Origin of the sequence: Maritimibacter dapengensis, from assembly GCF_019218265.1 — a bacterium.
Classification (GTDB): domain Bacteria; phylum Pseudomonadota; class Alphaproteobacteria; order Rhodobacterales; family Rhodobacteraceae; genus Maritimibacter; species Maritimibacter dapengensis.
Genome location: NZ_JAHUZE010000002.1, coordinates 250,419 through 272,378, shown reverse-complemented (window position 1 = coordinate 272,378; position 21,960 = coordinate 250,419). Strand labels below are relative to the sequence as shown.

Annotated in this window: 25 protein-coding genes; 16 read left to right on the top strand and 9 right to left on the bottom strand. The window is 63.0% G+C overall.

Going from position 1 to position 21,960, the window contains the following annotated elements:
• Positions 1–3: 3 nt before the first annotated feature.
• Both KJP28_RS07655 and KJP28_RS07650 read right to left on the bottom strand, forming a co-directional pair.
• Positions 4–1,401: an aspartate aminotransferase family protein gene (locus tag KJP28_RS07655; protein ID WP_218391976.1), complete on the bottom strand. Its 1,398-nt coding sequence runs from the start codon at positions 1,399–1,401 to the stop codon at positions 4–6.
• Between the two features lie 79 nt (positions 1,402–1,480).
• Positions 1,481–2,143 (bottom strand): GntR family transcriptional regulator, encoded by a 663-nt coding sequence (locus tag KJP28_RS07650; RefSeq protein WP_218391975.1) that lies wholly within the window; start codon positions 2,141–2,143, stop codon positions 1,481–1,483.
• A gap of 163 nt (positions 2,144–2,306) precedes the next feature.
• Between KJP28_RS07650 and KJP28_RS07645 the strand changes: the two genes are divergently transcribed.
• The 6 genes from KJP28_RS07645 (at position 2,307) to KJP28_RS07620 (ending at position 9,057) form a co-directional block, all read left to right on the top strand.
• Positions 2,307–3,392 (top strand): polyamine ABC transporter substrate-binding protein, encoded by a 1,086-nt coding sequence (locus KJP28_RS07645; RefSeq protein ID WP_218391974.1) that lies wholly within the window; start codon positions 2,307–2,309, stop codon positions 3,390–3,392.
• Positions 3,393–3,456: 64 nt separating this feature from the next.
• Positions 3,457–4,608: an ABC transporter ATP-binding protein gene (locus KJP28_RS07640; protein WP_255552270.1), complete on the top strand. Its 1,152-nt coding sequence runs from the start codon at positions 3,457–3,459 to the stop codon at positions 4,606–4,608.
• Complete coding sequence (locus KJP28_RS07635) at positions 4,605–5,495, top strand: ABC transporter permease subunit (RefSeq protein ID WP_218391973.1); 891 nt, start codon at positions 4,605–4,607, stop codon at positions 5,493–5,495. Before KJP28_RS07640 ends, KJP28_RS07635 begins: the two co-directional genes overlap by 4 nt.
• 78 nt (positions 5,496–5,573) lie before the next feature.
• Positions 5,574–6,380, top strand: coding sequence for an ABC transporter permease (locus KJP28_RS07630; RefSeq protein WP_218391972.1), 807 nt, complete (start codon positions 5,574–5,576; stop codon positions 6,378–6,380).
• The gene (locus KJP28_RS07625; RefSeq protein WP_218391971.1) at positions 6,377–7,747 is read left to right on the top strand and encodes a glutamine synthetase family protein; all 1,371 of its coding nucleotides are present in this window, start codon (positions 6,377–6,379) and stop codon (positions 7,745–7,747) included. Before KJP28_RS07630 ends, KJP28_RS07625 begins: the two co-directional genes overlap by 4 nt.
• Positions 7,744–9,057, top strand: a complete 1,314-nt coding sequence (locus KJP28_RS07620) for an NAD(P)/FAD-dependent oxidoreductase (protein WP_336245314.1) — start codon at positions 7,744–7,746, stop codon at positions 9,055–9,057. Before KJP28_RS07625 ends, KJP28_RS07620 begins: the two co-directional genes overlap by 4 nt.
• 22 nt (positions 9,058–9,079) lie before the next feature.
• Here KJP28_RS07620 and KJP28_RS07615 read toward each other — a convergent pair whose 3' ends face one another.
• The 4 genes from KJP28_RS07615 to KJP28_RS07600 all read right to left on the bottom strand — a co-directional run bounded on the left by KJP28_RS07615 (position 9,080) and on the right by KJP28_RS07600 (position 11,991).
• A complete protein-coding gene (locus KJP28_RS07615) occupies positions 9,080–9,727 on the bottom strand; it encodes an SOS response-associated peptidase (protein WP_255552269.1) in 648 nt (215 codons plus the stop codon).
• A 47-nt stretch (positions 9,728–9,774) separates the two neighbouring features.
• Entirely contained in the window at positions 9,775–9,912 is a 138-nt protein-coding gene (locus tag KJP28_RS07610; RefSeq protein ID WP_218391969.1) for a hypothetical protein, read from the bottom strand.
• A 100-nt stretch (positions 9,913–10,012) separates the two neighbouring features.
• Complete coding sequence (locus KJP28_RS07605) at positions 10,013–10,321, bottom strand: DnaJ family domain-containing protein (protein WP_218391968.1); 309 nt, start codon at positions 10,319–10,321, stop codon at positions 10,013–10,015.
• 101 nt (positions 10,322–10,422) lie between these two features.
• Complete coding sequence (locus KJP28_RS07600) at positions 10,423–11,991, bottom strand: bifunctional metallophosphatase/5'-nucleotidase (protein ID WP_218391967.1); 1,569 nt, start codon at positions 11,989–11,991, stop codon at positions 10,423–10,425.
• Positions 11,992–12,160: 169 nt separating this feature from the next.
• Between KJP28_RS07600 and KJP28_RS07595 the strand changes: the two genes are divergently transcribed.
• The 3 genes from KJP28_RS07595 to arsC are packed head-to-tail and all read left to right on the top strand — an operon-like array spanning position 12,161 to position 13,904.
• Complete coding sequence (locus tag KJP28_RS07595; RefSeq protein ID WP_218391966.1) at positions 12,161–12,499, top strand: DUF952 domain-containing protein; 339 nt, start codon at positions 12,161–12,163, stop codon at positions 12,497–12,499.
• Positions 12,496–13,560: a quinone-dependent dihydroorotate dehydrogenase gene (locus KJP28_RS07590; RefSeq protein WP_218391965.1), complete on the top strand. Its 1,065-nt coding sequence runs from the start codon at positions 12,496–12,498 to the stop codon at positions 13,558–13,560. Before KJP28_RS07595 ends, KJP28_RS07590 begins: the two co-directional genes overlap by 4 nt.
• Positions 13,557–13,904, top strand: coding sequence for an arsenate reductase (glutaredoxin) (gene arsC, locus KJP28_RS07585; RefSeq protein WP_218391964.1), 348 nt, complete (start codon positions 13,557–13,559; stop codon positions 13,902–13,904). Before KJP28_RS07590 ends, arsC begins: the two co-directional genes overlap by 4 nt.
• Before the next feature lie 70 nt (positions 13,905–13,974).
• Here arsC and KJP28_RS07580 read toward each other — a convergent pair whose 3' ends face one another.
• Genes KJP28_RS07580 through KJP28_RS07570 form a run of 3 tightly spaced genes read right to left on the bottom strand, consistent with a single transcriptional unit; the run spans position 13,975 to position 16,239 of the window.
• Positions 13,975–15,288 (bottom strand): MATE family efflux transporter, encoded by a 1,314-nt coding sequence (locus tag KJP28_RS07580; protein ID WP_218391963.1) that lies wholly within the window; start codon positions 15,286–15,288, stop codon positions 13,975–13,977.
• Complete coding sequence (locus KJP28_RS07575; RefSeq protein WP_218391962.1) at positions 15,281–15,784, bottom strand: PaaI family thioesterase; 504 nt, start codon at positions 15,782–15,784, stop codon at positions 15,281–15,283. Before KJP28_RS07575 ends, KJP28_RS07580 begins: the two co-directional genes overlap by 8 nt.
• Positions 15,781–16,239 (bottom strand): PaaI family thioesterase, encoded by a 459-nt coding sequence (locus tag KJP28_RS07570; protein WP_218391961.1) that lies wholly within the window; start codon positions 16,237–16,239, stop codon positions 15,781–15,783. Before KJP28_RS07570 ends, KJP28_RS07575 begins: the two co-directional genes overlap by 4 nt.
• A 188-nt stretch (positions 16,240–16,427) precedes the next feature.
• Between KJP28_RS07570 and KJP28_RS07565 the strand changes: the two genes are divergently transcribed.
• From KJP28_RS07565 to KJP28_RS07535, 7 genes are all read left to right on the top strand, one after another.
• On the top strand, positions 16,428–16,805 hold the full coding sequence (locus tag KJP28_RS07565) for a MerR family transcriptional regulator (protein ID WP_218391960.1): 378 nt from the start codon (positions 16,428–16,430) through the stop codon (positions 16,803–16,805).
• 173 nt (positions 16,806–16,978) lie between these two features.
• Complete coding sequence (locus KJP28_RS07560) at positions 16,979–17,377, top strand: MerR family transcriptional regulator (protein WP_218391959.1); 399 nt, start codon at positions 16,979–16,981, stop codon at positions 17,375–17,377.
• Positions 17,378–17,440: 63 nt separating this feature from the next.
• Positions 17,441–19,219 (top strand): acyl-CoA dehydrogenase C-terminal domain-containing protein, encoded by a 1,779-nt coding sequence (locus KJP28_RS07555; protein WP_218391958.1) that lies wholly within the window; start codon positions 17,441–17,443, stop codon positions 19,217–19,219.
• 25 nt (positions 19,220–19,244) lie between these two features.
• Entirely contained in the window at positions 19,245–19,457 is a 213-nt protein-coding gene (locus tag KJP28_RS07550; RefSeq protein WP_218391957.1) for a hypothetical protein, read from the top strand.
• Positions 19,458–19,466: 9 nt separating this feature from the next.
• Complete coding sequence (locus tag KJP28_RS07545) at positions 19,467–19,973, top strand: hypothetical protein (RefSeq protein WP_218391956.1); 507 nt, start codon at positions 19,467–19,469, stop codon at positions 19,971–19,973.
• Positions 19,974–20,080: 107 nt separating this feature from the next.
• Positions 20,081–20,716, top strand: a complete 636-nt coding sequence (locus KJP28_RS07540) for a glutathione S-transferase family protein (protein ID WP_218391955.1) — start codon at positions 20,081–20,083, stop codon at positions 20,714–20,716.
• A 20-nt stretch (positions 20,717–20,736) separates the two neighbouring features.
• On the top strand, positions 20,737–21,948 hold the full coding sequence (locus tag KJP28_RS07535) for an acetyl-CoA C-acetyltransferase (RefSeq protein WP_218391954.1): 1,212 nt from the start codon (positions 20,737–20,739) through the stop codon (positions 21,946–21,948).
• Positions 21,949–21,960 lie beyond the last annotated feature (12 nt).

The following is a 21,960-nucleotide window of genomic DNA, read 5'->3' as shown; positions in this document are numbered from 1 at the left end:
ACGTCAGTCCGCGGTTTCCATCAGCCCGGCGTCCTTCACATCCTCATACGCCTGATCGAGCGACTTCACCGCGCGCTCAAAAAGCGTGTCGATGTCCGATCTCGTCATCACGAGCGGCGGCGCGACGATCATGCGGTCCGCGACATGGCGCATGATAAGGTTGTTTCCGAAGCACCTCTCCCGCGTCATGAAGCCGACTGTTCCGGGCGAGGCTTTGAACGGCTTGCGCACGCTCTTGTCTGCGGTTAGCGCGAGACTCGCCATCATGCCGACAATGGTCGTCTCGCCCACGAACGGGTGATCGGCCAGTTGGTGCCATTTCTCGGCGAGATATGGCGCGGCCTCGTTCTTCACATGGTCGACGATCTTCTCCTCTTCCAGGATCCGCAGGTTTTCGAGCGCCACGGCGGCGGCCACCGGATGCCCGGAATAGGTGTAGCCGTGGGTGAACTCCTCCCGTCCGATAACCTCGGCCACGCGGTCGGACACGAGCGACCCGCCAATCGGCGCATAGCCCGACGAAAGCCCCTTGGCGACCGTCATGATATCGGGTTTCAGCCCATAATATTCTGTTCCGAACCATTCGCCGGTGCGTCCGAAACCGGTGATGACCTCGTCCACGATCAAAAGGATATCGCGCTCGGCGCAGATACGGCTCACTTCCGGCCAGTAGCTCTCGGGCGGGATGATGACGCCACCCGCCCCCTGGATCGGTTCTGCAATGAAGGCCGCGACCTTGTCCTCGCCAAGTTCGTCGATTTTCGCTTCCAGCTCCCGTGCGCGCATGAGGCCGAAGTCCTCGGGGCTCATGTCGCCGCCTTCGAGATACCAATACGGCTGACCGATATGCACGATGTCGGGGATTGGCATGCCACCCTGCGCATGCATCCCCTGCATCCCGCCAAGGCTCGCCGCCCCGATCGACGTGCCGTGATAAGCGTTCTTGCGGCTGATGATGGTCTTCTTGCCGGGCTTGCCCATGAGGTCCCAGTAGCGGCGCACCAACCGAATGTTCGTGTCGTTCGCCTCGGACCCGCCGGAGGCGAAGAAGACGTGGTTCAGATCCCCCGGCGCCAGTTCGGCCAGCTTGTCGGCCAGCGCGATGGCAGGCACATGCGACGACATGAAGAACGTGTTGTAATAGGGCAGTTCCTTCATCTGGCGCGCGGCGACTTCGGCCAGTTCGTCGCGCCCGTAGCCGATGTTCACGCACCACAGCCCGGCCATCGCGTCGAGGATTTTCTCGCCCTCGCTGTCGGTCAACGTGACACCGTCGGCCTGCGTAATGATACGCGCGCCTTTCTTGGCGAGTTCGGCATTGGCTGTGAACGGATGCATGTGATGCGCCGCGTCGAGCGCCTGAAGCTCCGCCGTCGCCAGGTGATTCGTGATCTTGTTCATCGCGTCCTCCGACCGGTCAGGGAAAGTTCGGTCACAATATGATCAAATCTTGCGCTGTCAACGCGCCCATCGCCCGGTTTCAGCGCACTTCACCCGCGTCGAGCGACGCGGTGACCTGACGGATTCCCTGCTCGATATCGCCGCGAATGGCCTCGGCCACGGCGTCAGCGTCACCGGCCCGCATCGAAGCCAGAGCCTCGCGGTGTTTGTCGGGCAGGTTCGCGGTCCCGGCCCGGCCCAGCATCACCCGAAGCGAAGGGCCGGAACGCAGCCAAAGCATCTCGGAAATTGCCATGAGAACGTCAGCTCCAGACGCCTCGTAGAGACGCGTATGAAACAGCCTGTTGGCTTCGAGATAGCCGCGCACATCCCCCCGGTCGATCGCCTCGTCGACCTGCGCATCCAGAGCCTCGAGCTCAAGAATATCATGTTCTTCCAGATACTTGACAGCACGTCGCGCCAATTCAGGCTCGACCGAGAGCCGCACGTAGGCCAACTCGCCATAGGTCTCGGCGTCCATCTCGGGCACGCTGACCCGGCGGTTACCCTTGAACTCGAGCGCGCCACGGCTGGTCAACCGCCGGATCGCCTCTCGCACAGGGGTCATGCCCAGGCCGAGATCTTCGACGAGCCCCTGGATCGTCACCGGCTGCCCCGGCGCCAGCTCGCCATGTAAAATCATGTCGCGCAATGTGCGATACGCGCGTTCATGCGCCGGCAGTTTCCGCCCCGGCGCATTCACGGTGTTTCCCCACCTCGCCGCCGGTTATCCATTGCAACTGAAAAAAACACCGATAATCTCCTTTCCGATGATCAAATCCCATCGGGCTTGACCGGGCAAGGGTCAAGCGACCATTTTGATCAAAAAGCTGGAAATGGCCAATGCGCCAACAAGGGAGACTTCCATGAGAACCACCTGGGTCACCATGACCGCCACCCTCGCCCTCGCCGCCGGTATGGCGCACGCACAGGAAGTGCGTGTGTACAACTGGTCGGATTATATCGACGAGGACCTGCTGACGAAATTCGAAGAAGAGACCGGGCTGGAGCTGGTCTACGACGTCTTCGATTCGAACGAAGTGCTCGAGACAAAGATGCTCGCGGGCGGCTCGGGATACGACGTGGTCGTGCCGACCGGCACCTTCCTGCAGCGCCAGATTTCCGCCGGCGCGTTTCAGAAGCTCGACAAGTCGCAGCTTCCCAATATCGACAACATGTGGGACGTGATCTCGGACCGCACCGACAAGTACGATCCGGGCGGGGAATACGCGATCAATTACATGTGGGGCACCACCGGGATCGGCGCGAATGTCGGCAAGGTGACGGAAATCCTCGGAGAGGACGCGCCGCTCGACAGCTGGGACCTGGTTTTCGATCCGGCGAACATGGAGAAACTCGCCGAATGTGGCGTCCACTTCCTCGACGCGCCGGCCGAAATGATCCCGGCCGCACTGAATTACATCGGTGAGGATCCGGACAGCCATGACCCGGACGTGATCGCCAAGGCGGAAGAGGTGTTCATGCCGATCCGCCCCTACATCCAGAAATTCCACTCGTCCGAATACATTGACGCGCTGGCGAATGGCGACATCTGCGTGGCCGTGGGTTGGTCCGGCGACATCCTTCAGGCCCGCGACCGTGCGGCCGAGGCCGAAAACGGCGTCGAGATCGCCTATAATGCGCCCTCGGAAGGCGCACAGATGTGGTTCGATCAGATGGCCATTCCTGTCGACGCCCCGAACCCCGAAGGCGCACATGTTTTCCTGAACTTCATCATGGATGCCGAGAACATGGCCCAGGCGTCGAACTACGTCTATTACGCCAACGGCAACAAAGCCTCGCAGGAATTCCTTGTCGAGGACGTGATCGACGATCCGGCGATCTATCCGAGCGAAGAGGCGTTGAACAACCTCTTCACCACCACGCCCTATCCGCAGCGGGTGCAGCGTGACGTGACCCGGCTCTGGACCAAGATCAAGTCGGGCACCTGACCCTCCCGGCCTCCGCGTCACGCGCGGGGGCCGTTTTTTCGCTCAGGGGACAGTCGGGGGACAGATGGCGCAGACCAAACCCATGCCACATGCGGACGTGTTCGAACCGTGGAAGGATCCGAAGGCCGAGCCGCTCATCCGGTTCAGGAACGTGACCAAGCGGTTCGGTGATTTCACCGCGATCGACGACCTGACCATCGACATCTATGAACGCGAATTCTTCGCCCTTCTCGGCCCCTCCGGCTGCGGCAAGACGACGATCATGCGGATGCTGGCGGGCTTCGAGACCCCGACTGAAGGTGTGATCGAGCTTGGCGGGCGCGACATCGCGAACGTGCCGCCGAACCTGCGCCCGGTGAACATGATGTTCCAGAGCTACGCGCTCTTTCCGCACCTCTCCGTCTACGACAACATCGCCTTCGGCCTGAAACGCTCGGACATGCCGAAATCCGAGATCGCGGGCCGCGTCGAGGAAATGCTCCGGCTCACGCGGCTGGAAAAATTCGCCAAGCGCAAACCGCACATGATCTCGGGCGGGCAACGGCAGCGCGTCGCCCTGGCGCGTTCGCTTGCGAAAGCGCCCAAACTCCTCCTGCTCGACGAACCCCTTGGCGCGCTCGACAAGAAGCTGCGCGAAGAGACGCAGTTCGAGCTGATGGACATTCAGGAAACCACCGGCACGACCTTCGTCATCGTCACCCACGATCAGGAAGAGGCGATGACCGTCGCCTCGCGCGTTGCGGTGATGGATCACGGCAAGATCAAGCAGGTCGACACCCCCGCCAATATTTACGAGGCCCCAAACAGCGTCTACGTCGCCGACTTCATCGGTGACGTGAACCTGATCCGCGGCACCGCCGAAAACCTCGGGGGCGGGTCCTACAGGATCGACGTTGGCGAAGACTCCCGTGCGATTGACGTAAGCGAATGCGATGCCGAGATCGCGACAGGCACGCCCGTCACCTTCGCCATCCGTCCCGAAAAGATCCTTGTCACGAAAGAACCGCCCGAAGACCGAGCGAACGCGCTCGAAGGCACGATCATCGACATCGGTTATCTCGGCAATCTCTCGACCTATCACGTAGAGTTGCCGGGCGGTCAGATGGTCAAGGCGGCGATGACCAATTCCTCGCGCATCTCGCGACGGGCATTCACCTGGGAAGACAAGGTCTGGCTCTCGTTCCGAGCCTCCGCCGGGGTCGTGCTGACGGAATGAAACGTCTCGCCGTCATCCTCCTGCCCTACTCGTGGCTCGTCGCGCTATTCCTCGTGCCTTTCGTCATCGTGGTGAAAATCAGCCTTTCGGACACCGAACTGGCGATCCCGCCCTATACGCCGACGCTGGATTTCAGCCAGGGGTGGGAAGGCCTGAAGTCGTTCTTCGCCGCGCTGGACTTCGAGAATTTCGTATTCCTGTCCACCGACGACCTGTATTGGAAAGCCTATCTGTCGTCCCTCAAGATCGCGCTGATCTCGACATTCGCTGCGCTTCTCGTCGCCTATCCGCTTGCCTACGGCATGGCCCGCGCGCCGGTAGAGTGGCGCCCCACCCTGATGATGCTGGTCATCCTGCCGTTCTGGTCGTCGTTTTTGATTCGCGTCTATAGCTGGAAAGCGATCCTCGCCAACGAGGGGTTGCTTAACCAGTTCCTCCTCTGGATCGGCGTGATCGACAGCCCGCTCACGATCCTGAACACGCCCACGGCGGTCTATATCGGCATTGTCTACACCTACCTGCCTTTCATGGTCCTGCCGCTCTACTCGGCGCTGGAAAAACTCGACGGCTCGCTGCTCGAAGCCGCAGAAGACCTGGGCTGCACGAGGTTTCAGGCGTTCTGGCTGGTGACGTTCCCGCTTTCGCGCAACGGGATCATTGCAGGCTGCTTCCTCGTCTTCATCCCAGTCATGGGCGAATTCGTGATCCCGGCACTTCTCGGCGGGTCGCAAACGCTTATGATCGGCAAAGTGCTGTGGGAAGAGTTCTTCTCGAACCGGGACTGGCCGGTGGCCTCCGCCGTGGCGGTGATCCTGCTCGCGCTTCTGGTGGTGCCGATCGTGCTCTTCCAGCGCAATGAAGAAAAACAGCGGGAGGCCGAAGGATGATCCCGCAGCGCTCATCACAGCCCTTGGCTGTTCTTCGCGATGAAAAAGCAGCCCCCTTGAAGAGCGCGGAGGCATGCCATGCGTAAGATCAGCTGGTTCAATGCCACGTCGCTCACCCTCGGCTTCGCGTTTCTCTACATGCCGATGGTGATCCTGGTGATCTACTCGTTCAACGAGTCGAAACTCGTCACCGTCTGGGCGGGCTTCTCGACCAAGTGGTATGGCGAACTTTTCCGTAACGAAGCCTTCCTCGATGCCGCCTGGGTCACGCTCCGCGTCGCCATTGTCTCGTCTACGCTGGCCACCATCCTCGGCACGGCAGCAGCCTATGTGCTGGTGCGCGGCGGCAAGTTCTTCGGCAAGACGCTGTTCTCCGGCATGATCTACGCGCCGCTCGTCATGCCTGACGTGATCCTTGGCCTTTCACTCCTGCTCCTGTTCATCTCGGTCGGTCTCGACCGTGGGCTTCTGACAATCATCCTCGCACATACGACGTTCTCGATGTGTTATGTCGCCGTCGTCGTCTCATCCCGGCTGGTCAGCTTCGACCGCTCGCTCGAAGAGGCCGCGCTGGACCTCGGTTGCACGGCGTGGGACGCATTTCGCTCCGTCACACTCCCGATTATCGCCCCCGCCGTCATCTCCGGCTGGCTCCTGGGCTTCACCCTATCGCTGGACGACCTCGTGATCGCTTCATTCACCTCCGGCCCGTCCTCGACCACGCTCCCGATCAAGATCTTCTCCGCCGTTCGTCTTGGTGTCAGCCCGGAAATCAACGCGCTCTCTTCCATCCTGATCGGACTTGTGACAATCGGTGTAATCTCGTTCTCAATCACCACGAAGCGCGCCGCCGTTCGTCGGATACGCGAAGAAAACGCTACATGATTACTGCTGCCCCCCAAGACTTCCTCAAGGAATACGCCGACTTCTGTGCCGAACATGGCCGCCCCGAACGGGTCGAGCTGATGATGTGCGACATCAACGCCATCCTGCGCGGCAAATGGCTTCCCGGTGACGACGAAGAAAAGCTCTCTGCCGGCGGCGTTCGCCTGCCGCTTTCGACCTACGCACCCAACATCCTTGGCGAAGAGGTCGAAGCCACAGGCCTCGGCATCGCCATCGGTGATCCGGACGGCCATCTGTTCCCCGTTCCCGGCTCGCTCCGGCCCGTGCCCTGGGCCTCTGCTTCGGGCGGGTCGGTGGCGCAAGTGTTGTGCGAAATGCATGACGAAACAGATACGGTCGCGCCCTATTCGCCGCGCAAGCAGCTCGAAGCGATGCTCGAGAAATTCGCGGCACGTGGCCTCACACCCGTCATCGCGACCGAGCTGGAATTCTACCTCTACAAGCCGCGCGAGGACATGAACGACGAACCGATCCCCCCGGATCGGTCGCCGACCGCGCAGAACTACGACCTCGACGTGCTGGACCGGACACAGGCGATCCTCGACGACATCCTCGACGCCGCCTGGGTGCAGAGCATGACGCCCGACACCCTGATTGCCGAATACGGACCCGGCCAGTTCGAGGTGAACTTCCATCACACCGCCGATGCGCTCGCCGCCGCCGACGACGCGCTCTATTTCCGTCGCCTCGTGCGAGGCATTGCCCGCAAACACGGCATGTCCGCGACTTTCATGGCCAAACCTTATGCCGACTATCCCGGCAACGGGATGCATGTGCATGTCTCGGTGGTGGACAAGGACGGCAACAACATCTTCGACGAGGGCGGTGACGAGCCATCAGACCTCCTCAAACAGGCCGTCGCGGGCACGCTCGACACGATGGACGACGTGCAGGCGATCTTCGCGCCGCATATGAACAGCTTCCGGCGATTCCAGCGTAACAGCTTCGCGCCTCACACGCCCGACTGGGGGATCGACAACCGCGCCGCTGCCGTGCGCCTGCCGGAGGTCGCAGGCCCCGGCGCGCGGCTCGAGCACCGCATCGCCGGGGCTGACGCGAATCCTTATCTCGTCATCACCGCGGTGCTTGGCGGTATGCTCTACGGGCTCGACAATCCCGACCTCCCGCTCCCGGCGCCCCTGGACGAACAGAACAACGAGTTTTCCGACCCGCTGACGTCGGATTGGGGCACAGCCGTCGAGTGTTTCGCGGAAAGCCAGATCGCCGAGGGCATGTTCCTCGAAGGCTACCGGGACATCTACGCGGCCGTGCGGCGGGATGAAATCGCCCAGCTCACGACCGCGATCAGCCAGATCGAATACCGCACCTACCTCGGGCGGCTGTGACGACGCTTTACGAGCCGCGCGCCTATACTGACGCCCCCCGCGCGAAATGCGCCTGGGGTCTGGAGCAGGGCTGGCCGTCCGTCGAAGCAGACCTGACGACCGACATCGCAATCGTCGGCGCGGGCTTCACCGGGCTGAACGCGGCGCTGACGCTGGCCCAAGCCGGGCACCGCCCCCTTGTCCTCGACGCACACGCCCCCGGCTGGGGCGCATCCGGGCGCAACGGCGGGTTCTGTTGCCTCGGCGGCGCCGGGCTTGACGACGCGGCGCTCGCCAAGGCGTTCGGCTCCGCTGCGGCGGACGCTTTCCTCACCGCCGAACGCGATGCCATCGACCATGTCGCCGCTCTGCTCACCCGACACGGCATAGACGCGCAGCGCCATTCCGACGGCGAAGTCCGCCTCGCCCACCGGCCAAAACACGCGCGCGCTTTCCCGGCCGAACGCGACGCGCTGCGCGCACGCGGCATACCGGCGCGCGTTCTCACCCGCGACGACCTCGCCGCCCAAGGGCTATATGGCCCGGAGTTTCACGGCGGATTGCACATCAGCGCCGGTTTCGCGCTCGATCCGGGCACTTACGTGCGTGGTCTCGCCAATGCCGCGCGGGATGCGGGCGCCGACATTCGAGGCGATAGTCCAGTAACGCGGCTGACGAAAGCGAACGGGCGGCATCTGCTCAAGACGCCGCATGGAACCGTAACGGCAAGACAGGTCATCGTCGCCACGAATGGCTATGGCGCGGAGGACCTTCATCCATGGCTGAGGGGCCGTTTCCTGCCAGTTCAGTCCAACGTCCTGATGACCCGCCCCCTGACGCGGGCCGAGCAGGAAGTTCAGGGCTGGACAACCGATCTCATGGCCTACGACACCCGAACGCTCCTGCATTACTTCCGCCTTCTGCCGGACGGGCGTTTCCTCTTCGGGATGCGTGGCGGCATCCGCGGAACCGCGGCGGCAGATGCCCGCGCGACGGGTCGGATGATCCGTGATTTCCACCGCATGTTCCCGGCGTGGCGCGACGTGGACATTCCGCATACATGGTCCGGCTTCGTGAATTTCTCAGCCCGCCTAGTGCCCCACGCAGGCCCGATCGACGGCGACCCCACCGCGCTCGTCGCGATGGCCTACCACGGAAACGGGGTCGCAATGGCAAGCTATACCGGCGACCTCGCTGCTCGGCTCCTCATGGGTGAAGATGCCCGGCCAGACATCCTCGCCGCCCCGATGCGACGCTTCCCGCTGCCCGCCCTGCGTCGCAATCTCCTGCGACTCGCCTATCCGGGCGCCATGCTGCGCGACCGGCTCTGATCTTTCCAATTTCGGCAAACGCCTAGGATGCTTCGACCGGCTCGATCAAGTCCGGCCCTTCAGCGCGGTTGGAATTCACGGCCTGACTGACCCGGTGATAGGTCAGCACCTCTTCGGCGGGGGCGTGCATCAGCGTCGCGGCCCCCTTGCCCTCTTCCCCAAGCCACATGCCCCAATCCTCCGACTCGATGACCACCGGAATACGGTTGTGTATCGGCGCCATAAGCGCGTTCGCCTCGGTCGTCAGGACCGCAAAGCTGGACAACCCGTCCTCACCCCAATCGCGCCAGACGCCGGCCATGACCAGCGGCTCGCCATCGGCGCGGTGAAAGAAATGCGGGACTTTCTTGCCCCCGGCCCGATGCCATTCGTAGAACCCGGTGACCGGGACCAGACAGCGCGTTTCGCGGATCGCACCCCGAAACGCGGGCTTCTCGGCGACGGTTTCGGACCGCGCGTTGATAATGAGGGGCCCGTCGTTCATCGCCTTGTACCAGACCGGCAGGAACCCCCACCGCATCGGGCGATAGCGGCGTTTGCCGTTTTCCCACGTGATGACGGCAACGTCCTGCGTCGGGCAGATGTTGTAATCGGGAAGCGGCGGCAGCGTGTTCGCAGGCACCGCACCGAACAGGTTCGCCACCGCGTCATGTGGCAAGGTATTGGCCATTCGTCCGCACATGGGCCAAACCTACGCGCGGCCCGAGCCTGCGTCCATCACGTCTTCATCGTCCAGATCAGCCGCCCGAGGTCGCCGATGAATCGGCCGGCAACAAGACCCAGAGTTTCGAGCGCCCGCGCATTCAACCGCTGCGCCCCTTCTTTCGCCGCCGCCCGCCCGCCTGCACGGAGCAATCGGCATCACGCTTGGCGCGGTGGCGCATGGCCCTGTCGCGTTGGCGCTGTGGCTTCATTTCGGGAATGGCGACCGGCTGATCGCCCGGATGAGGCGCGCCTAGCCGGTCCAGCCCTTGCGCGCGATGGCGATTTTCGCCTCCATCATCGACATCTCTTTCATGATGTCCTTGCGCGCGACCTGGTCGGTGGTCGCCCGCAACTCCTCGCGCAGCTTCTCAAGCTCACGGCCCAGCGCGATGAACGGCGGCACGGCGTTGTTCTCCTGCATCACGCGCCGCAACAGGGCGTTCTCGGGGTCATCCTCGCGCGGCAACGGTTTGCCCGCCCCCGGCAGGTTGTCGAACTCGCCGTTCGCTTCCGCCTCGGCGATCTTGGCCGAGATCAGGTCCATGAGAGGGTGATCCATGTGCGTGCTCCTTCGACGCCCAATATAGGCACCCCGGCCCGGAACACAAAGCCCCCGCCGGTCAGTCCGGCGAGGGCCTTGTCGCCCAAATAGAGCGTCGCTTATTCGGCGGGTTTGATCCGCCCGTCCGTGAACGGTTCATACGGGGCCATTTCAGCCAGGTATTCTGCCGTCACATCGGCCAGATCGGGGCCGAAGTCGTAAGCGTTTTCGGCATCTTCGAACATCGAATAGCCGTCACCGCCGGTGCGCACGAAGTTGTTGGACACCACGACATAGGTTTTCTCCGGGTCGATCGGCGCCCAGTCCATGCCCTCCATCGTATACACCTCCGAAACGCGCGAACCCGGCTCGGCGCTGGCGTCAAAGGTGAACTGGAGCCCGGCCACCTGCGGGAACCGCCCGCCACCGTCTTCGATCTGGCTCACACCGTTTTCCAACGCTTCGACGATGGTTGCGCCGGAAACTTCGAATGTCGACAGCGTGTTCTGGAACGGCAGCACGGTCAGCACTTCGCCCATGGTCACTTCGCCCGCGTCGATAGACGCGCGCAGACCGCCACCGTTGGTGATCGCGACAGTGACGCCCTGATCTTTCACACGGTCCAGCATCGCCTCGGCCACAAGGTTGCCCATCTGGCACTCGCCCGCACGGCAGCTTTCGCGCGCCCCGTCGATTTCGCTCGCCGTTTCGGCCACGACCTTGTTGCGAATCTCGTCCAGCGGTCCGGCCGCTTCGGAAATGCGCGACTTCGTCGCTTCGTCCTCGACCACGGCGCCGTCCATAATCAGCGGCGCACCCGACGCTTCCGTGACCATGCCCTCATCATCGAACGTCACGTTCAATTCGCCCAGAAACTTGCCGTAGGCATAGGCCTGCACGATCTGCACGCCGTTCACGACGGTCGGATACGGCCCTTCGGCCCCATCCATATCCCCCAGAAGCGTGTTCGTGTGACCACCCACGATCACATCCACGCCCGTGGTGTTCTCGGCCACCATCTGATCGACCCGATACCCGGAGTGGCTGAGCACGATGATCTTGTTCACGCCCTCTTCGGTCAGCTTGTCGACCTCACCCTGGACGGCCTCCGCCGGCGGGGTGAATACGATGTTCGGCCCGGGCGACGACAGGTCGGGCGTATCGAGCGGCGTCAGCCCGATCAAACCGATCTTTTCGCCACCCCGCTCGATCACCGTGGATTTCATCAGCTTGTCGGCCAAAAGCGGCTCGCCCGACACATCCGCGTTGGACATGAGCACCGGGAAGTCGACCGCATCCATGAACCCCGCGAGCACTTCCGGACCATCGTCGAATTCGTGGTTGCCCACGGTCATCGCATCATAGCCCATCTTGTTCATCATCTCGGCGGTCAACTTGCCTTTGTAATAGGTGTAGAACAGCGTGCCCTGGAATTGATCGCCCCCGTCGAACAGGACCGAATTGTTCGACCGCGCCCGTGCTTCTTCGATCGCCGTCATGAGCCGCGCGGAACCGCCGAAGCACTCACCCGCATCGTTGTCCTCTGCAGAACAGCCGGAATCGTATTTGCTGATCGGCTCGAAACGCGCGTGGAAATCGTTTGTGTGAAGGATGGTGAGCGAATAATCCGCCCAGGCCATCCCGGAGGACATCGCCAACATGGCGACAGACCCGAGAATGCGTTGCATGGTGATACTCCCTGTATCGTTGTCTTTTGACTATCTGGTCAGATTGTGACGAGTCGTGCCCGCTGTCAAAGGCGGGCAAGCCTGACCTCGCGCAAATCCGTGACATTGCCGTGAATTTGGGCAGACGAGTGCGCTTGACCTTGGGCCAAGCCGGGGGCAAACCGACGCCATGCTGATCCTGAAGATTTTTCGCGCCGAGGAATGGGCGGCTCTGGAGCGCGACGGCGAAACGCCGGGCGCGCCAATCGACCTCGAAGACGGCTATATCCATTTCTCGACACCCGCACAGGCGGGCGAGACCGCGACCAAGTATTTCGCGGGGCTCGACGGGCTGATGCTCGTGGCCTGCGACGCCGAAGCGCTGGGCGACGATCTTCGGTGGGAACCCTCACGCGGCGGCGATCTGTTCCCGCATCTCTACCGTCCGCTGCGCATGAGCGATGTGCTCTGGGCAAAACCGCTCCCCGCCACGGCGAACGGTCACGATTTCCCCCCGGAGGCCCGATGAACCTCATCGAGAAAATCGGGATGAAGGCGCTCCACGGCGTCGATCCCGAACGCGCCCATGGCCTCGCGCTGATGGCGCTGAAGGCCGGTCTTGCTCCCCTTCCCGGCCCCTACACGTCTGAACGCCTCAAGACACATGTTGCGGGCCTCGAACTTCTGAACCCGGTGGGGCTCGCCGCCGGGTTCGACAAGAATGCCGAGGTGGTGGATGCGCTGACGCAAGCCGGGTTCGGTTTCGTCGAAGTCGGCGCGATCACGCCCCGCGCCCAGCCCGGAAACCCGAAACCGCGCATGTTCCGGCTGACCGAAGATCAGGGCGTCATCAACCGCTTCGGGTTCAACAACGACGGCATGGAAGCCGCCGCCGCCCGCCTCACCCGCCGGTCGCGCGAACGCCCTGTGCCGGTGGGCCTGAACCTTGGCGCCAACAAGGACAGCGCGGATCGCGCGAGCGATTACGTGCAAGTGCTCGACCGCTGCGGCGCGCTCGTCGATTTCGTCACCGTGAACGTCTCGTCCCCCAACACCGAGAAGCTGCGCGACCTGCAAGGAGCCGACGCGCTCCATGCGCTCCTCTCCGGGGTCATGACGGCACGCGAGAAGCAGGAGAAGATCCTCCCGGTCTTCCTCAAGATCGCGCCGGACCTCACCGGCACCGAGATCACCGAGATCGCCGAGGTCGCCCGCGCGGTCCGCCTCGACGCGATCATCGCCACGAACACCACGCTTGACCGCGAAGGTTTGAAAAGTGCTCATTCCGGCGAGAAAGGTGGGCTTTCCGGCGCGCCTTTGTTCGAAAAGTCCACACAAGTCCTCGCCAAGCTCGCCAAAGCGACCGACGGCCACCTGCCCCTGATCGGCGTCGGCGGCATCGGGTCCGCCGAGGATGCCTATGCCAAGATCAAGGCGGGCGCCCATGCGGTGCAGCTATATTCGGCGCTGGCCTACAAGGGCCTGAGCCTTGCCGACGACATCGCGCGCGGCCTCGACGCCCTCTTGGCGCGCGACGGTTACGCGCATATCCATGACGCCATCGGCACGAACAAGGACAGCTGGCTATGAGCGACGTCACCATCTGGCACAACCCGCGCTGCACCAAGTCGCGCGAAACTCTCGCGCTTCTCGAGGGCAAAGGCATTTCGCCGACGGTCCGCAAATACCTCGAAGACGCCCCGACCGAGGACGAGATCCGCGGCGCGCTCCGCGCACTCGGCCTCAAGGCCATCGACATGATGCGCCCCAAGGAAAAGGAATTCAAAGAGGCCGGTCTCACCCGCGACAGCGAAGAAGACCTGCTGATCGGCGCAATGGTCGCCATGCCCAAGCTCATAGAACGCCCGATCGTGTTCCGTGACGGGCGCGCGCGGATCGGCCGCCCGCCGGAAACGGTCCTCGACCTTCTCTGATCCTTTTCATCGTTTCACAAATACTTCGGGAGGTTCGGAGGGCTGGCCCTCCGAGGGGCGCGCGAGCGCCCTAATCCTGCGCCGACCTCTCGAGCGCGGGATACCTCAGGGCCAGCGTCATACCACGCACCGCGTAGGATACGAGATAGGCGATCCACAGCCCGTGATTGCCCAGCGGCCTGAGTGCCAGCGCCGCCAGAAGATAGACCGCCACCGAAACCAGCATCATGTTACGCATGTCCGCAGTGCGGGTCGCCCCGATGAAGATGCCGTCGAACATGAAAGGCGCCAGCCCGATCAACGGCGCGAAGATCAGCCAGGGCAGGAACTCCCGCGCGGCCGCCCGCACCTCCGGCGCGGTCGTCATCACGTCGATGATCGCACCCCCCGCGACCCAGAACGCCACCGCAAAGCCCACGGCAACCAGTGCACCCCACTGGCTCGCCAGGATCGCCGCTCTGCGCAGCCGCGCGCGGTCCCGCCCGCCCAGCGCCTGCCCGACAAGGCTCTCGGCGGCAAAGGCGAAGCCGTCCAGCCCGAAGGCCATGAGATGCAGGAACTGGATCAGCACCTGGTTCGCGGCAAGCGTCACATCCCCGAACCGCGCGCCCCAGAACATGAAACTGACGAGGATCACCTCGAGCAGAAGCGAACGGATCAGAATGTCGCTGTTGACCCGCGCCATGCGCACAAGCCGGCCCCGGTCGAACACCGCGCCCCAGTCGCGCCAGTCCGGCACCCGGAACGCCGCCCGGGCGAGCCAGAGGCCAAAGGCGAGCCCCGCCCATTCCGACAGGAACGTGGCCCAGGCGACCCCCGCCACACCCCAGTCGAACCCCAGCACGAAAAGCAGGTCCAGCCCGATATTCACCCCGTTCATCGCGATCTGGATCATCAGGACGGCGCGCGTCCGCTCCTGCGCGATGAGCCAGCCCAGAAGCCCGAAAAGCGCGATCATGGCGGGGGCTGACCAGACCCGGATGGACATATAGGTCCAGGCAAGTCCCTCGACCTCGGCACTGGCGGGTGCGACCCGGAACGCGAGGGCGAAGAACGGCACTTGTGCCGCGATAAGCACCGCGCCGCCTGCCAGCCCGATCATCAGCACCCGGGTCAGAAGCGCCGCCAATTCGCCCCGGTCTCCTGCGCCCAGCGCCTGTGCCGCAAGCCCCGCCGTGCCCATGCGCAGGAAGCCGAAGATCCAGTAGATCGCGGTCAGGATCGTCGCGCCCAGGCCCACGGCCCCGATCGGCGCAGCCTCGCCCAATTGCCCCACGACCCCGGTATCGACCGCGCCCAGAATCGGCACCGTCACATTCGCGGCGACGATGGGAAGCGCGATGGCCAGCACCCGTCGATGGGTGATGGCGCGGGCCTCAGCCATTCGGTGCAGGCATCAGGAAATGCCCCGTGGCCTGCGCATAAAGCCGCGTTCGGTTGTCCTGCCACGCCTCGACATGCACGCTTGCGTAACGGCGCCCCGACCGATTGATCCGCGCGCGCGCATAGGCGTCGCGCGGAAGACCGGACCGCAGGTAATCGACGGTGAAGTCGATGGTCTTCGGCAGGCGCGGCATGGCCGCCGGCGTGATGTCTTCGGCAGCGATACGCCCCGTCTCCATCTCGTCCCAGAGCGCCGCCCAGCCAAGCTCTATGATCGCGGTGATTTCCAGAAACGCCGCCGTCACCCCACCATGAAGCGCCGGCAACGCGGGGTTTCCGATCAGCTCGTCCTTGAACGGCAAAACGGCGGTCAGCTCGTCGCCACGCCGGTCGAACTCGACGCCCAGGAACTGGATATAGGGCACACGCGCGACCAGCCCTGTGAGCGCGGCCTCGCGCCGTCCCTTGATGACCTGAACCGGTTCCGGGCGCTTCATGACAGGGCCTCGCTCGACCGACGCGAGGCCTTGCCCCGGTCCGCCGTGAAGGCACCGACTGCGCTTGCCACCGGGTTGTCGTGGTCATCGTCGAAGGCCACGCAGCGCACGAAGGCGACCGAGCGCGTGACGTGATAACAGGTCGCCTCGCAGTTAATCCGCTGCCCCGGTGTCGCTGCACGCATGTAGTCGATCCGCAGGTCGATGGTCGCCGTCACCACCGGCGCGTCCGGATGGCTCATCACCGCCGCACCTGAACAGGTGTCCATCAATGCCGAAACCGCGCCGCCGTGAATGACGGCGGTGTCCGGGTCTCCGACGAATCGCGTGTCATACGGCATCGAACACACCGCCCGCCCCTCGCTGATTTCATCGAGTTGCATCCCCAGCACGCGGCTGAAGGGGATCGCTTCGATGAACTGGCGTGCCAGCTTGGTCTTGGTTTCCGGATCCATATGTCCTCGCCCATTTCTTGGTTTGCCTCCGATATTCACAACTGACGCGACGAGTGCAAGCCATCCGGGATGTCGCCATGTGAAACAATCTTCCGCATCGCGAAATCTCTTGCTGCTCATCGAATCCGCAGTTACGCTGCGTCACGAACAGGGTTAGACTGCGTAGGGCTGGAGAGATGAAAGATACGATGAACGACGTCAAAACCGATCGGCTGTCCTTCAAGGAGATGTGCGACAAGTTCGACGTAACGCCGCGCACGCTTCGCTATTACGAATACATCGAGCTTCTCGAACCCGAAAAAGAAGGCCGCACACGTTGGTACACCTCGCGCGAGGTTGCACGGATGACGCTCATCATGCGCGGTCGTCGCTTCGGCTTTTCGCTCGAGGATTGCCGCCAGTTCCTTCTCATCTATGACGAGCAAGGGTCCGAGGCGCAGAATCAGACCTGGGTGCGCAATGCGACCGAACAGCTTTCCGTCCTCGACAAGCAGATCGCCGAACTGCAAGAGGCGCGAGACGAGCTCAAGGACCTGCGCGATCAGGTCGCTCGGACCATCGAATAGCGCCTGATTCCCGCCCGACTGACGAATTTCCGGGATCACGACCTGTATTTCAGGCCGCAAAACAGGGCTACGCACCTCGTTACGTCACGTTACGTTGACGTTAACGTAATCTTTTGCTGAATTCCGCTCCGGACCGCCCTACATGGGATCACGGCAACCAACCGGAGAAATTCATGTCTGACGATCTGATGACCATTCGCGAGATGTGCGATCAGTTCGGCGTCACCGCCCGCACCCTGCGCTTTTACGAACAGAAAGAACTTCTGTCGCCCGTGCGTGAGGGCCAGAAACGCCTGTTCACGCGCTCTGATCGCGCCCGTCTCAAACTCATTCTGCGCGGCAAGCGGTTCGGCTTTCCACTCGAGGAAATCCGCCAACTGCTCGACCTCTATCACGTGGGCGACCAGCAGATAACGCAATACACGCGCACCATCGACCTTGCCGAGACCCATCTCGACGAGCTCAAGGCCCAGCGCGAAGAACTCGACGAAGCGATCCGTGACCTGTCCGACCAGCTCGACTGGGGTCGGCGGATGCTCAAATCGATGGAACAGGACGAGGCCGCGCAATAAGCGGCCCCGACCGACGACCCACTAATTCAACAGGCACCGCCTTACGACGCTTAGGGAGAGAAAATGCCGAGCTACACCGCTGATACCCGTGACATGGCCTTCCTGCTCCACGACCTGTTCAAGGTCGATGCGAGCGACATTCCGGGTTACGACGAACTTGATCCGTCCTTCACCTCCGCCATCCTCGAAGAGGCCGGCAAAATCGCCTCCGAAGTGATCGCGCCCCTGAACGCGGTCGGCGACAAGGAAGGCTGCACGCTGGAAAACGGTGTCGTGCGCACGCCCACCGGCTTCAAGGACGCGTTCGAGCAACTCAAGGAAGGCGGCTGGCCCGGTCTCGACTGTGACCCGGAATACGGCGGTCAGGGCATGCCGACGATCATGGGCTCCGCGACGGGCGAGATCTTCTCGTCCGCCGGTATGGCCTTCATGATGTATCAGGGCCTGACCCACGGCGCCTATTCCGCGATCCATGCCCACGGGACGGACGAGCAGAAACAGACCTACCTGCCGAACATGGTCACCTGCGACTGGACCGGCACCATGAACCTGACCGAGCCGCATTGCGGGACCGATCTGGGCCTCATGCGCACGAAAGCCGAGCCGCAGGACGATGGAACCTACAAGATTTCCGGGCAGAAGATCTTCATCTCCGCCGGCGATCACGACATGTCGGACAACGTCATCCACCTTGTCCTCGCGAAAATTCCGGGCGGCCCCGATGGCGTGAAAGGTATCTCGCTCTTCATCGTGCCCAAGTTCCTCGTCAACGACGACGGCTCGCTGGGTGAACGCAACGGCGTCTCTGTCGGCGCGCTCGAAGAGAAGATGGGGATCCACGGAAACGCCACCTGCGTCATGAACTATGACGAGGCGACCGGCTACCTGCTGGGTCAGGAACACAAGGGCATGCGCGCCATGTTCACCATGATGAACGAGGCACGTCTCGGCGTCGGCGTTCAGGGCCTGAGCCAGGCGGTCGTCGCCTATCAGAACGCGCTCGACTATGCCAAGGACCGGCTTCAGGGCCGCGCCGTGACCGGGGCGGAATACCCCGACAAGCCGGCCGATCCGCTGATCGTGCACCCCGACATCCGTCGCTCGTTGATGGATCAGAAATCTTTCGTCGAAGGTGGCCGCGCGCTGGTGCTCTGGGCGGCCGAGCTCATCGACCGTTCGCACCGCCAAGATGATGCGGACGCCGAGGGCCTCGTGTCGCTTCTGATCCCGGTCGTGAAGGGCTTCCTCACCGACAAGGGCTTCGAGAACGCGGTTCTCGCGCAGCAAGTCTACGGCGGTCACGGCTACATCGAGGAATGGGGCATGTCGCAGTTCACCCGCGACGCCCGGATCGCGATGATCTACGAAGGTGCCAACGGCATCCAGGCGCTCGACCTCGTCGGCCGAAAGCTCGCCACCGACAGCGGCAAGCACGTCATGGCCTTCTTCGACCTGGTCAAGAGCTTCACGAAAGAGCACGAGGGTAACGAAGCCTTGAAGGCCGATTTCCTCGATCCGCTGAAACAGGGGTCGAAAGAGCTTCAGGAAGCCGCCATGTTCTTCATGCAGAACGGTATGAAGAACCCGAACCACGCGCTCGCGGGCTCCTATGATTTCATGACCATGTTCGGCCACGTGGCCTTGGGCTACATGTGGGCGCGCATGGCCGTGGCGGCACAGGCAGCCCTTGACGAAGGCACGGGGGACGCGGCGTTCTATGAAACGAAGCTCGCCACGGGCCGCTACTACATGAAGCGGCAGCTCCCAGCGATCTCCATGCACCTCGCCCGGATCACCTCCGGCGCGGACCCGGTGATGGCGCTGGACGCCGAGGCGTTCTGATCGACGAAAGGGAGGACAGAGCCAGATGCCCAAACCGTTCCGCCTGACCCGAAGGTTCCCGGCCGCCATGACCGAAGACGGCTACCGGCGCCTCAAACGCTTCGCTCGCGAAGCGGGGCTGGACGAAGGCGAGGCTCTGTCCTTCCTGTTCGAACATTTCGACAGCGTCACCGATCACGAGGCCCTGACCCACCGTCTGCGCCTTTTCAATTCGGAACTCGACGCGCGCAAACGCTGAGGAGGAAAGATGAAACGTCTGATTGCCGCCGCCCTGATCGCCACGCTGCCCGCGGGCGCGATGGCCTTTGACCAGAACGACCGCGCCGCGGTGGAAACCACGGTCAACAATTTCGCATCCGCATATACCTCGGGCGATTACGACCGGATCGTGCAGATCCTGCCGCCCAAGCTCGTCGATTACATGGCCGACCAGATGGGCGGAATGACCGGCGCCGAGTTGAAACAGACGATGGCGAAGCAGATGGGCATCTTCATGTCCGACATCAAAATCGACGCGTTCTCCATGAACGTGCGGCAGATGAAGACCGGCGACACCCCCGACGGCACGCCCTACGCTTTCATCCCGACCGTGACCAAGATCACGCCGCCGGAGCAGTCGCAAAAGACGCTCCGCAGCCAGACGCTCGTCTTCCAGGACGGCGACGGGTGGTATCTCGTCCGGATCGAAGCGGACCAGCAATACAACATGGTCAAGGCGGTCTACCCGGATTTCGAAGGCGTCCGCCTGCCCTGACCCGATGAACGGACACCGGAGAGGGCCGCCCCCGCCCCTTCTCCGGTTCGAAAACATACAGGGGGTCCGGGGGCACCGCCTCCGGTCACGGCGACTGGGAGGACGCGATGTCTGTGAAACTCTACTGCTTCGGTGAAAGCGGCAATTCCTACAAAGCGGCCCTGCCGCTCGAACTTTCCGGCATCGAGTGGGAGCCGGTCTATGTCGATTTCTTCAACGGTGAAGCCCGCAGCCCGGAATACCGCGCGCTGAACGCGATGGGCGAAGCACCGATCCTGATCGACGGAGATCTGAAGCTCACCCAATCCGGTGTCATCCAACACTGGATCGTCGAGAAAACCGGCAAATTCGGCGGCAAGACGCCCGAGGAAGAGCGTGAAATCCTGCGTTGGCAGTTCTGGGACAACCACAAGGGCTCGTCGCAATTCGGCATGACCCGGTTCCTGACGAACTTCCTGCCCGAAAAGCATCGCAACGACGACGTGATCGCCTTCAACACCGGCCGCGTCAAAGGCGCCCTAAAGGTTTTGGACGGAGAACTCTCGCAGCGTGACTGGCTCGTCGGCGACGGGCTCACGATGGCCGACATGTCCTGCTGTTCCTACCTCTTCTACCCCGAGCCCTTCGGCTACGACGCCGAGGAATTCCCGGCGGTCGCCCGGTGGCTCGAACGCATTTCGCAAACGCCGGGGTGGAAACACCCCTACGACCTGATGCCCGGCTCGCCCGCCGACCGGGCCTGACCCCGTAGAAAGGACAAGATATGGCTGACGCATATATCTATGACGCCGTGCGTTCTCCGCGCGGCAAGGGCCGCAAGGACGGCTCCTTGCACGAAGTGACCGCCGTGTCGCTTGGCAAGCAGATGCTGAACGCGATCAAGGAGCGCTCGGGTCTCGAAGGCCACGCCGTCGAAGACGTGATCTGGGGCAACGCGACACAGGCGTTCGAACAGGGCGGCTGCCTTGCCCGCACCACCGTGCTCGCCTCCGATCTCGACGAGCGCATTCCGGGCCTGTCGATCAACCGCTTCTGCGCCTCAGGCATGGAAGCCGTGAACCTCGCGGCCAACCAGGTCGCCGGGGGTGGCGGCGAAGCCTATATCGCAGGCGGGATCGAGATGATGTCCCGCGTCGCCATGGGGTCGGACGGGGCCGCCGTCGCGGTCGATCCGACCGTCGCGATGGACCAGTATTTCGTGCCACAGGGCATCGCCGCCGACATCATCGCGACCGAGTACGGTTTCACCCGTGACGATGTCGACGAACTCGCCGTGGAAAGCCAGCGTCGCGCCGCCGAAGCCGTTGACGATGGCCGTTTCGACAAGTCGCTCGTCACGATCCGTGACGTGAACGGCCTCCCGATCCTCGACCACGACGAATACATCCGTCGCGGCACCGACATGCAGGCATTGGGCGCGCTGAAACCAGCCTTCAAGGATCTGGGCGAGGTCATGCCCGGCTTTGACAAGGTCGCGAAGCTCAAATACCCGCATCTGGAGAAGATCAACCACGTCCACCACGCGGGCAACTCGTCGGGCATCGTCGATGGCTCTGCCGCCGTGCTCGTCGGCTCCAAGGAATTTGGTGAGAAGCACGGGCTGAAACCCCGCGCCCGCATCCGCGCAACGGCCAAGATCGGCACCGATCCGACCATCATGCTCACCGGCCCGGTCCCCGCGACCCAGCGCATTCTCGAGACGTCCGGCATGTCGATTTCCGACATCGACCTGTTCGAGGTGAACGAAGCCTTCTCGGCCGTCGTCCTTCGCTTCATGCAAGCCTTCGACGTCGACCATTCCAAGGTCAACGTGAACGGCGGCGCCATCGCCATGGGCCATCCGCTCGGGGCGTCCGGCGCGATCATCATCGGCACCCTGCTCGACGAGATGGAGCGCACCGACAAGGAAGTCGGCCTCGCCACCCTCTGCGTCGCCTCGGGCATGGGCGCGGCCACCATCATCGAGCGCGTGTAAGGAGTTTGACCA

Coding starts and splice junctions, on each gene's coding strand:
- KJP28_RS07655 (WP_218391976.1), bottom strand. CDS start 1,401: ATGAACAAGATCACGAATCACCTGGCGACGGCGGAGCTTCAGGCGCTC.
- KJP28_RS07645 (WP_218391974.1), top strand. CDS start 2,307: ATGAGAACCACCTGGGTCACCATGACCGCCACCCTCGCCCTCGCCGCC.
- KJP28_RS07640 (WP_255552270.1), top strand. CDS start 3,457: ATGGCGCAGACCAAACCCATGCCACATGCGGACGTGTTCGAACCGTGG.
- KJP28_RS07635 (WP_218391973.1), top strand. CDS start 4,605: ATGAAACGTCTCGCCGTCATCCTCCTGCCCTACTCGTGGCTCGTCGCG.
- KJP28_RS07630 (WP_218391972.1), top strand. CDS start 5,574: ATGCGTAAGATCAGCTGGTTCAATGCCACGTCGCTCACCCTCGGCTTC.
- KJP28_RS07625 (WP_218391971.1), top strand. CDS start 6,377: ATGATTACTGCTGCCCCCCAAGACTTCCTCAAGGAATACGCCGACTTC.
- KJP28_RS07615 (WP_255552269.1), bottom strand. CDS start 9,727: ATGGCCAATACCTTGCCACATGACGCGGTGGCGAACCTGTTCGGTGCG.
- KJP28_RS07605 (WP_218391968.1), bottom strand. CDS start 10,321: ATGGATCACCCTCTCATGGACCTGATCTCGGCCAAGATCGCCGAGGCG.
- KJP28_RS07600 (WP_218391967.1), bottom strand. CDS start 11,991: ATGCAACGCATTCTCGGGTCTGTCGCCATGTTGGCGATGTCCTCCGGG.
- KJP28_RS07595 (WP_218391966.1), top strand. CDS start 12,161: ATGCTGATCCTGAAGATTTTTCGCGCCGAGGAATGGGCGGCTCTGGAG.
- KJP28_RS07590 (WP_218391965.1), top strand. CDS start 12,496: ATGAACCTCATCGAGAAAATCGGGATGAAGGCGCTCCACGGCGTCGAT.
- arsC (WP_218391964.1), top strand. CDS start 13,557: ATGAGCGACGTCACCATCTGGCACAACCCGCGCTGCACCAAGTCGCGC.
- KJP28_RS07580 (WP_218391963.1), bottom strand. CDS start 15,288: ATGGCTGAGGCCCGCGCCATCACCCATCGACGGGTGCTGGCCATCGCG.
- KJP28_RS07575 (WP_218391962.1), bottom strand. CDS start 15,784: ATGAAGCGCCCGGAACCGGTTCAGGTCATCAAGGGACGGCGCGAGGCC.
- KJP28_RS07570 (WP_218391961.1), bottom strand. CDS start 16,239: ATGGATCCGGAAACCAAGACCAAGCTGGCACGCCAGTTCATCGAAGCG.
- KJP28_RS07565 (WP_218391960.1), top strand. CDS start 16,428: ATGAACGACGTCAAAACCGATCGGCTGTCCTTCAAGGAGATGTGCGAC.
- KJP28_RS07560 (WP_218391959.1), top strand. CDS start 16,979: ATGTCTGACGATCTGATGACCATTCGCGAGATGTGCGATCAGTTCGGC.
- KJP28_RS07555 (WP_218391958.1), top strand. CDS start 17,441: ATGCCGAGCTACACCGCTGATACCCGTGACATGGCCTTCCTGCTCCAC.
- KJP28_RS07550 (WP_218391957.1), top strand. CDS start 19,245: ATGCCCAAACCGTTCCGCCTGACCCGAAGGTTCCCGGCCGCCATGACC.
- KJP28_RS07545 (WP_218391956.1), top strand. CDS start 19,467: ATGAAACGTCTGATTGCCGCCGCCCTGATCGCCACGCTGCCCGCGGGC.
- KJP28_RS07540 (WP_218391955.1), top strand. CDS start 20,081: ATGTCTGTGAAACTCTACTGCTTCGGTGAAAGCGGCAATTCCTACAAA.
- KJP28_RS07535 (WP_218391954.1), top strand. CDS start 20,737: ATGGCTGACGCATATATCTATGACGCCGTGCGTTCTCCGCGCGGCAAG.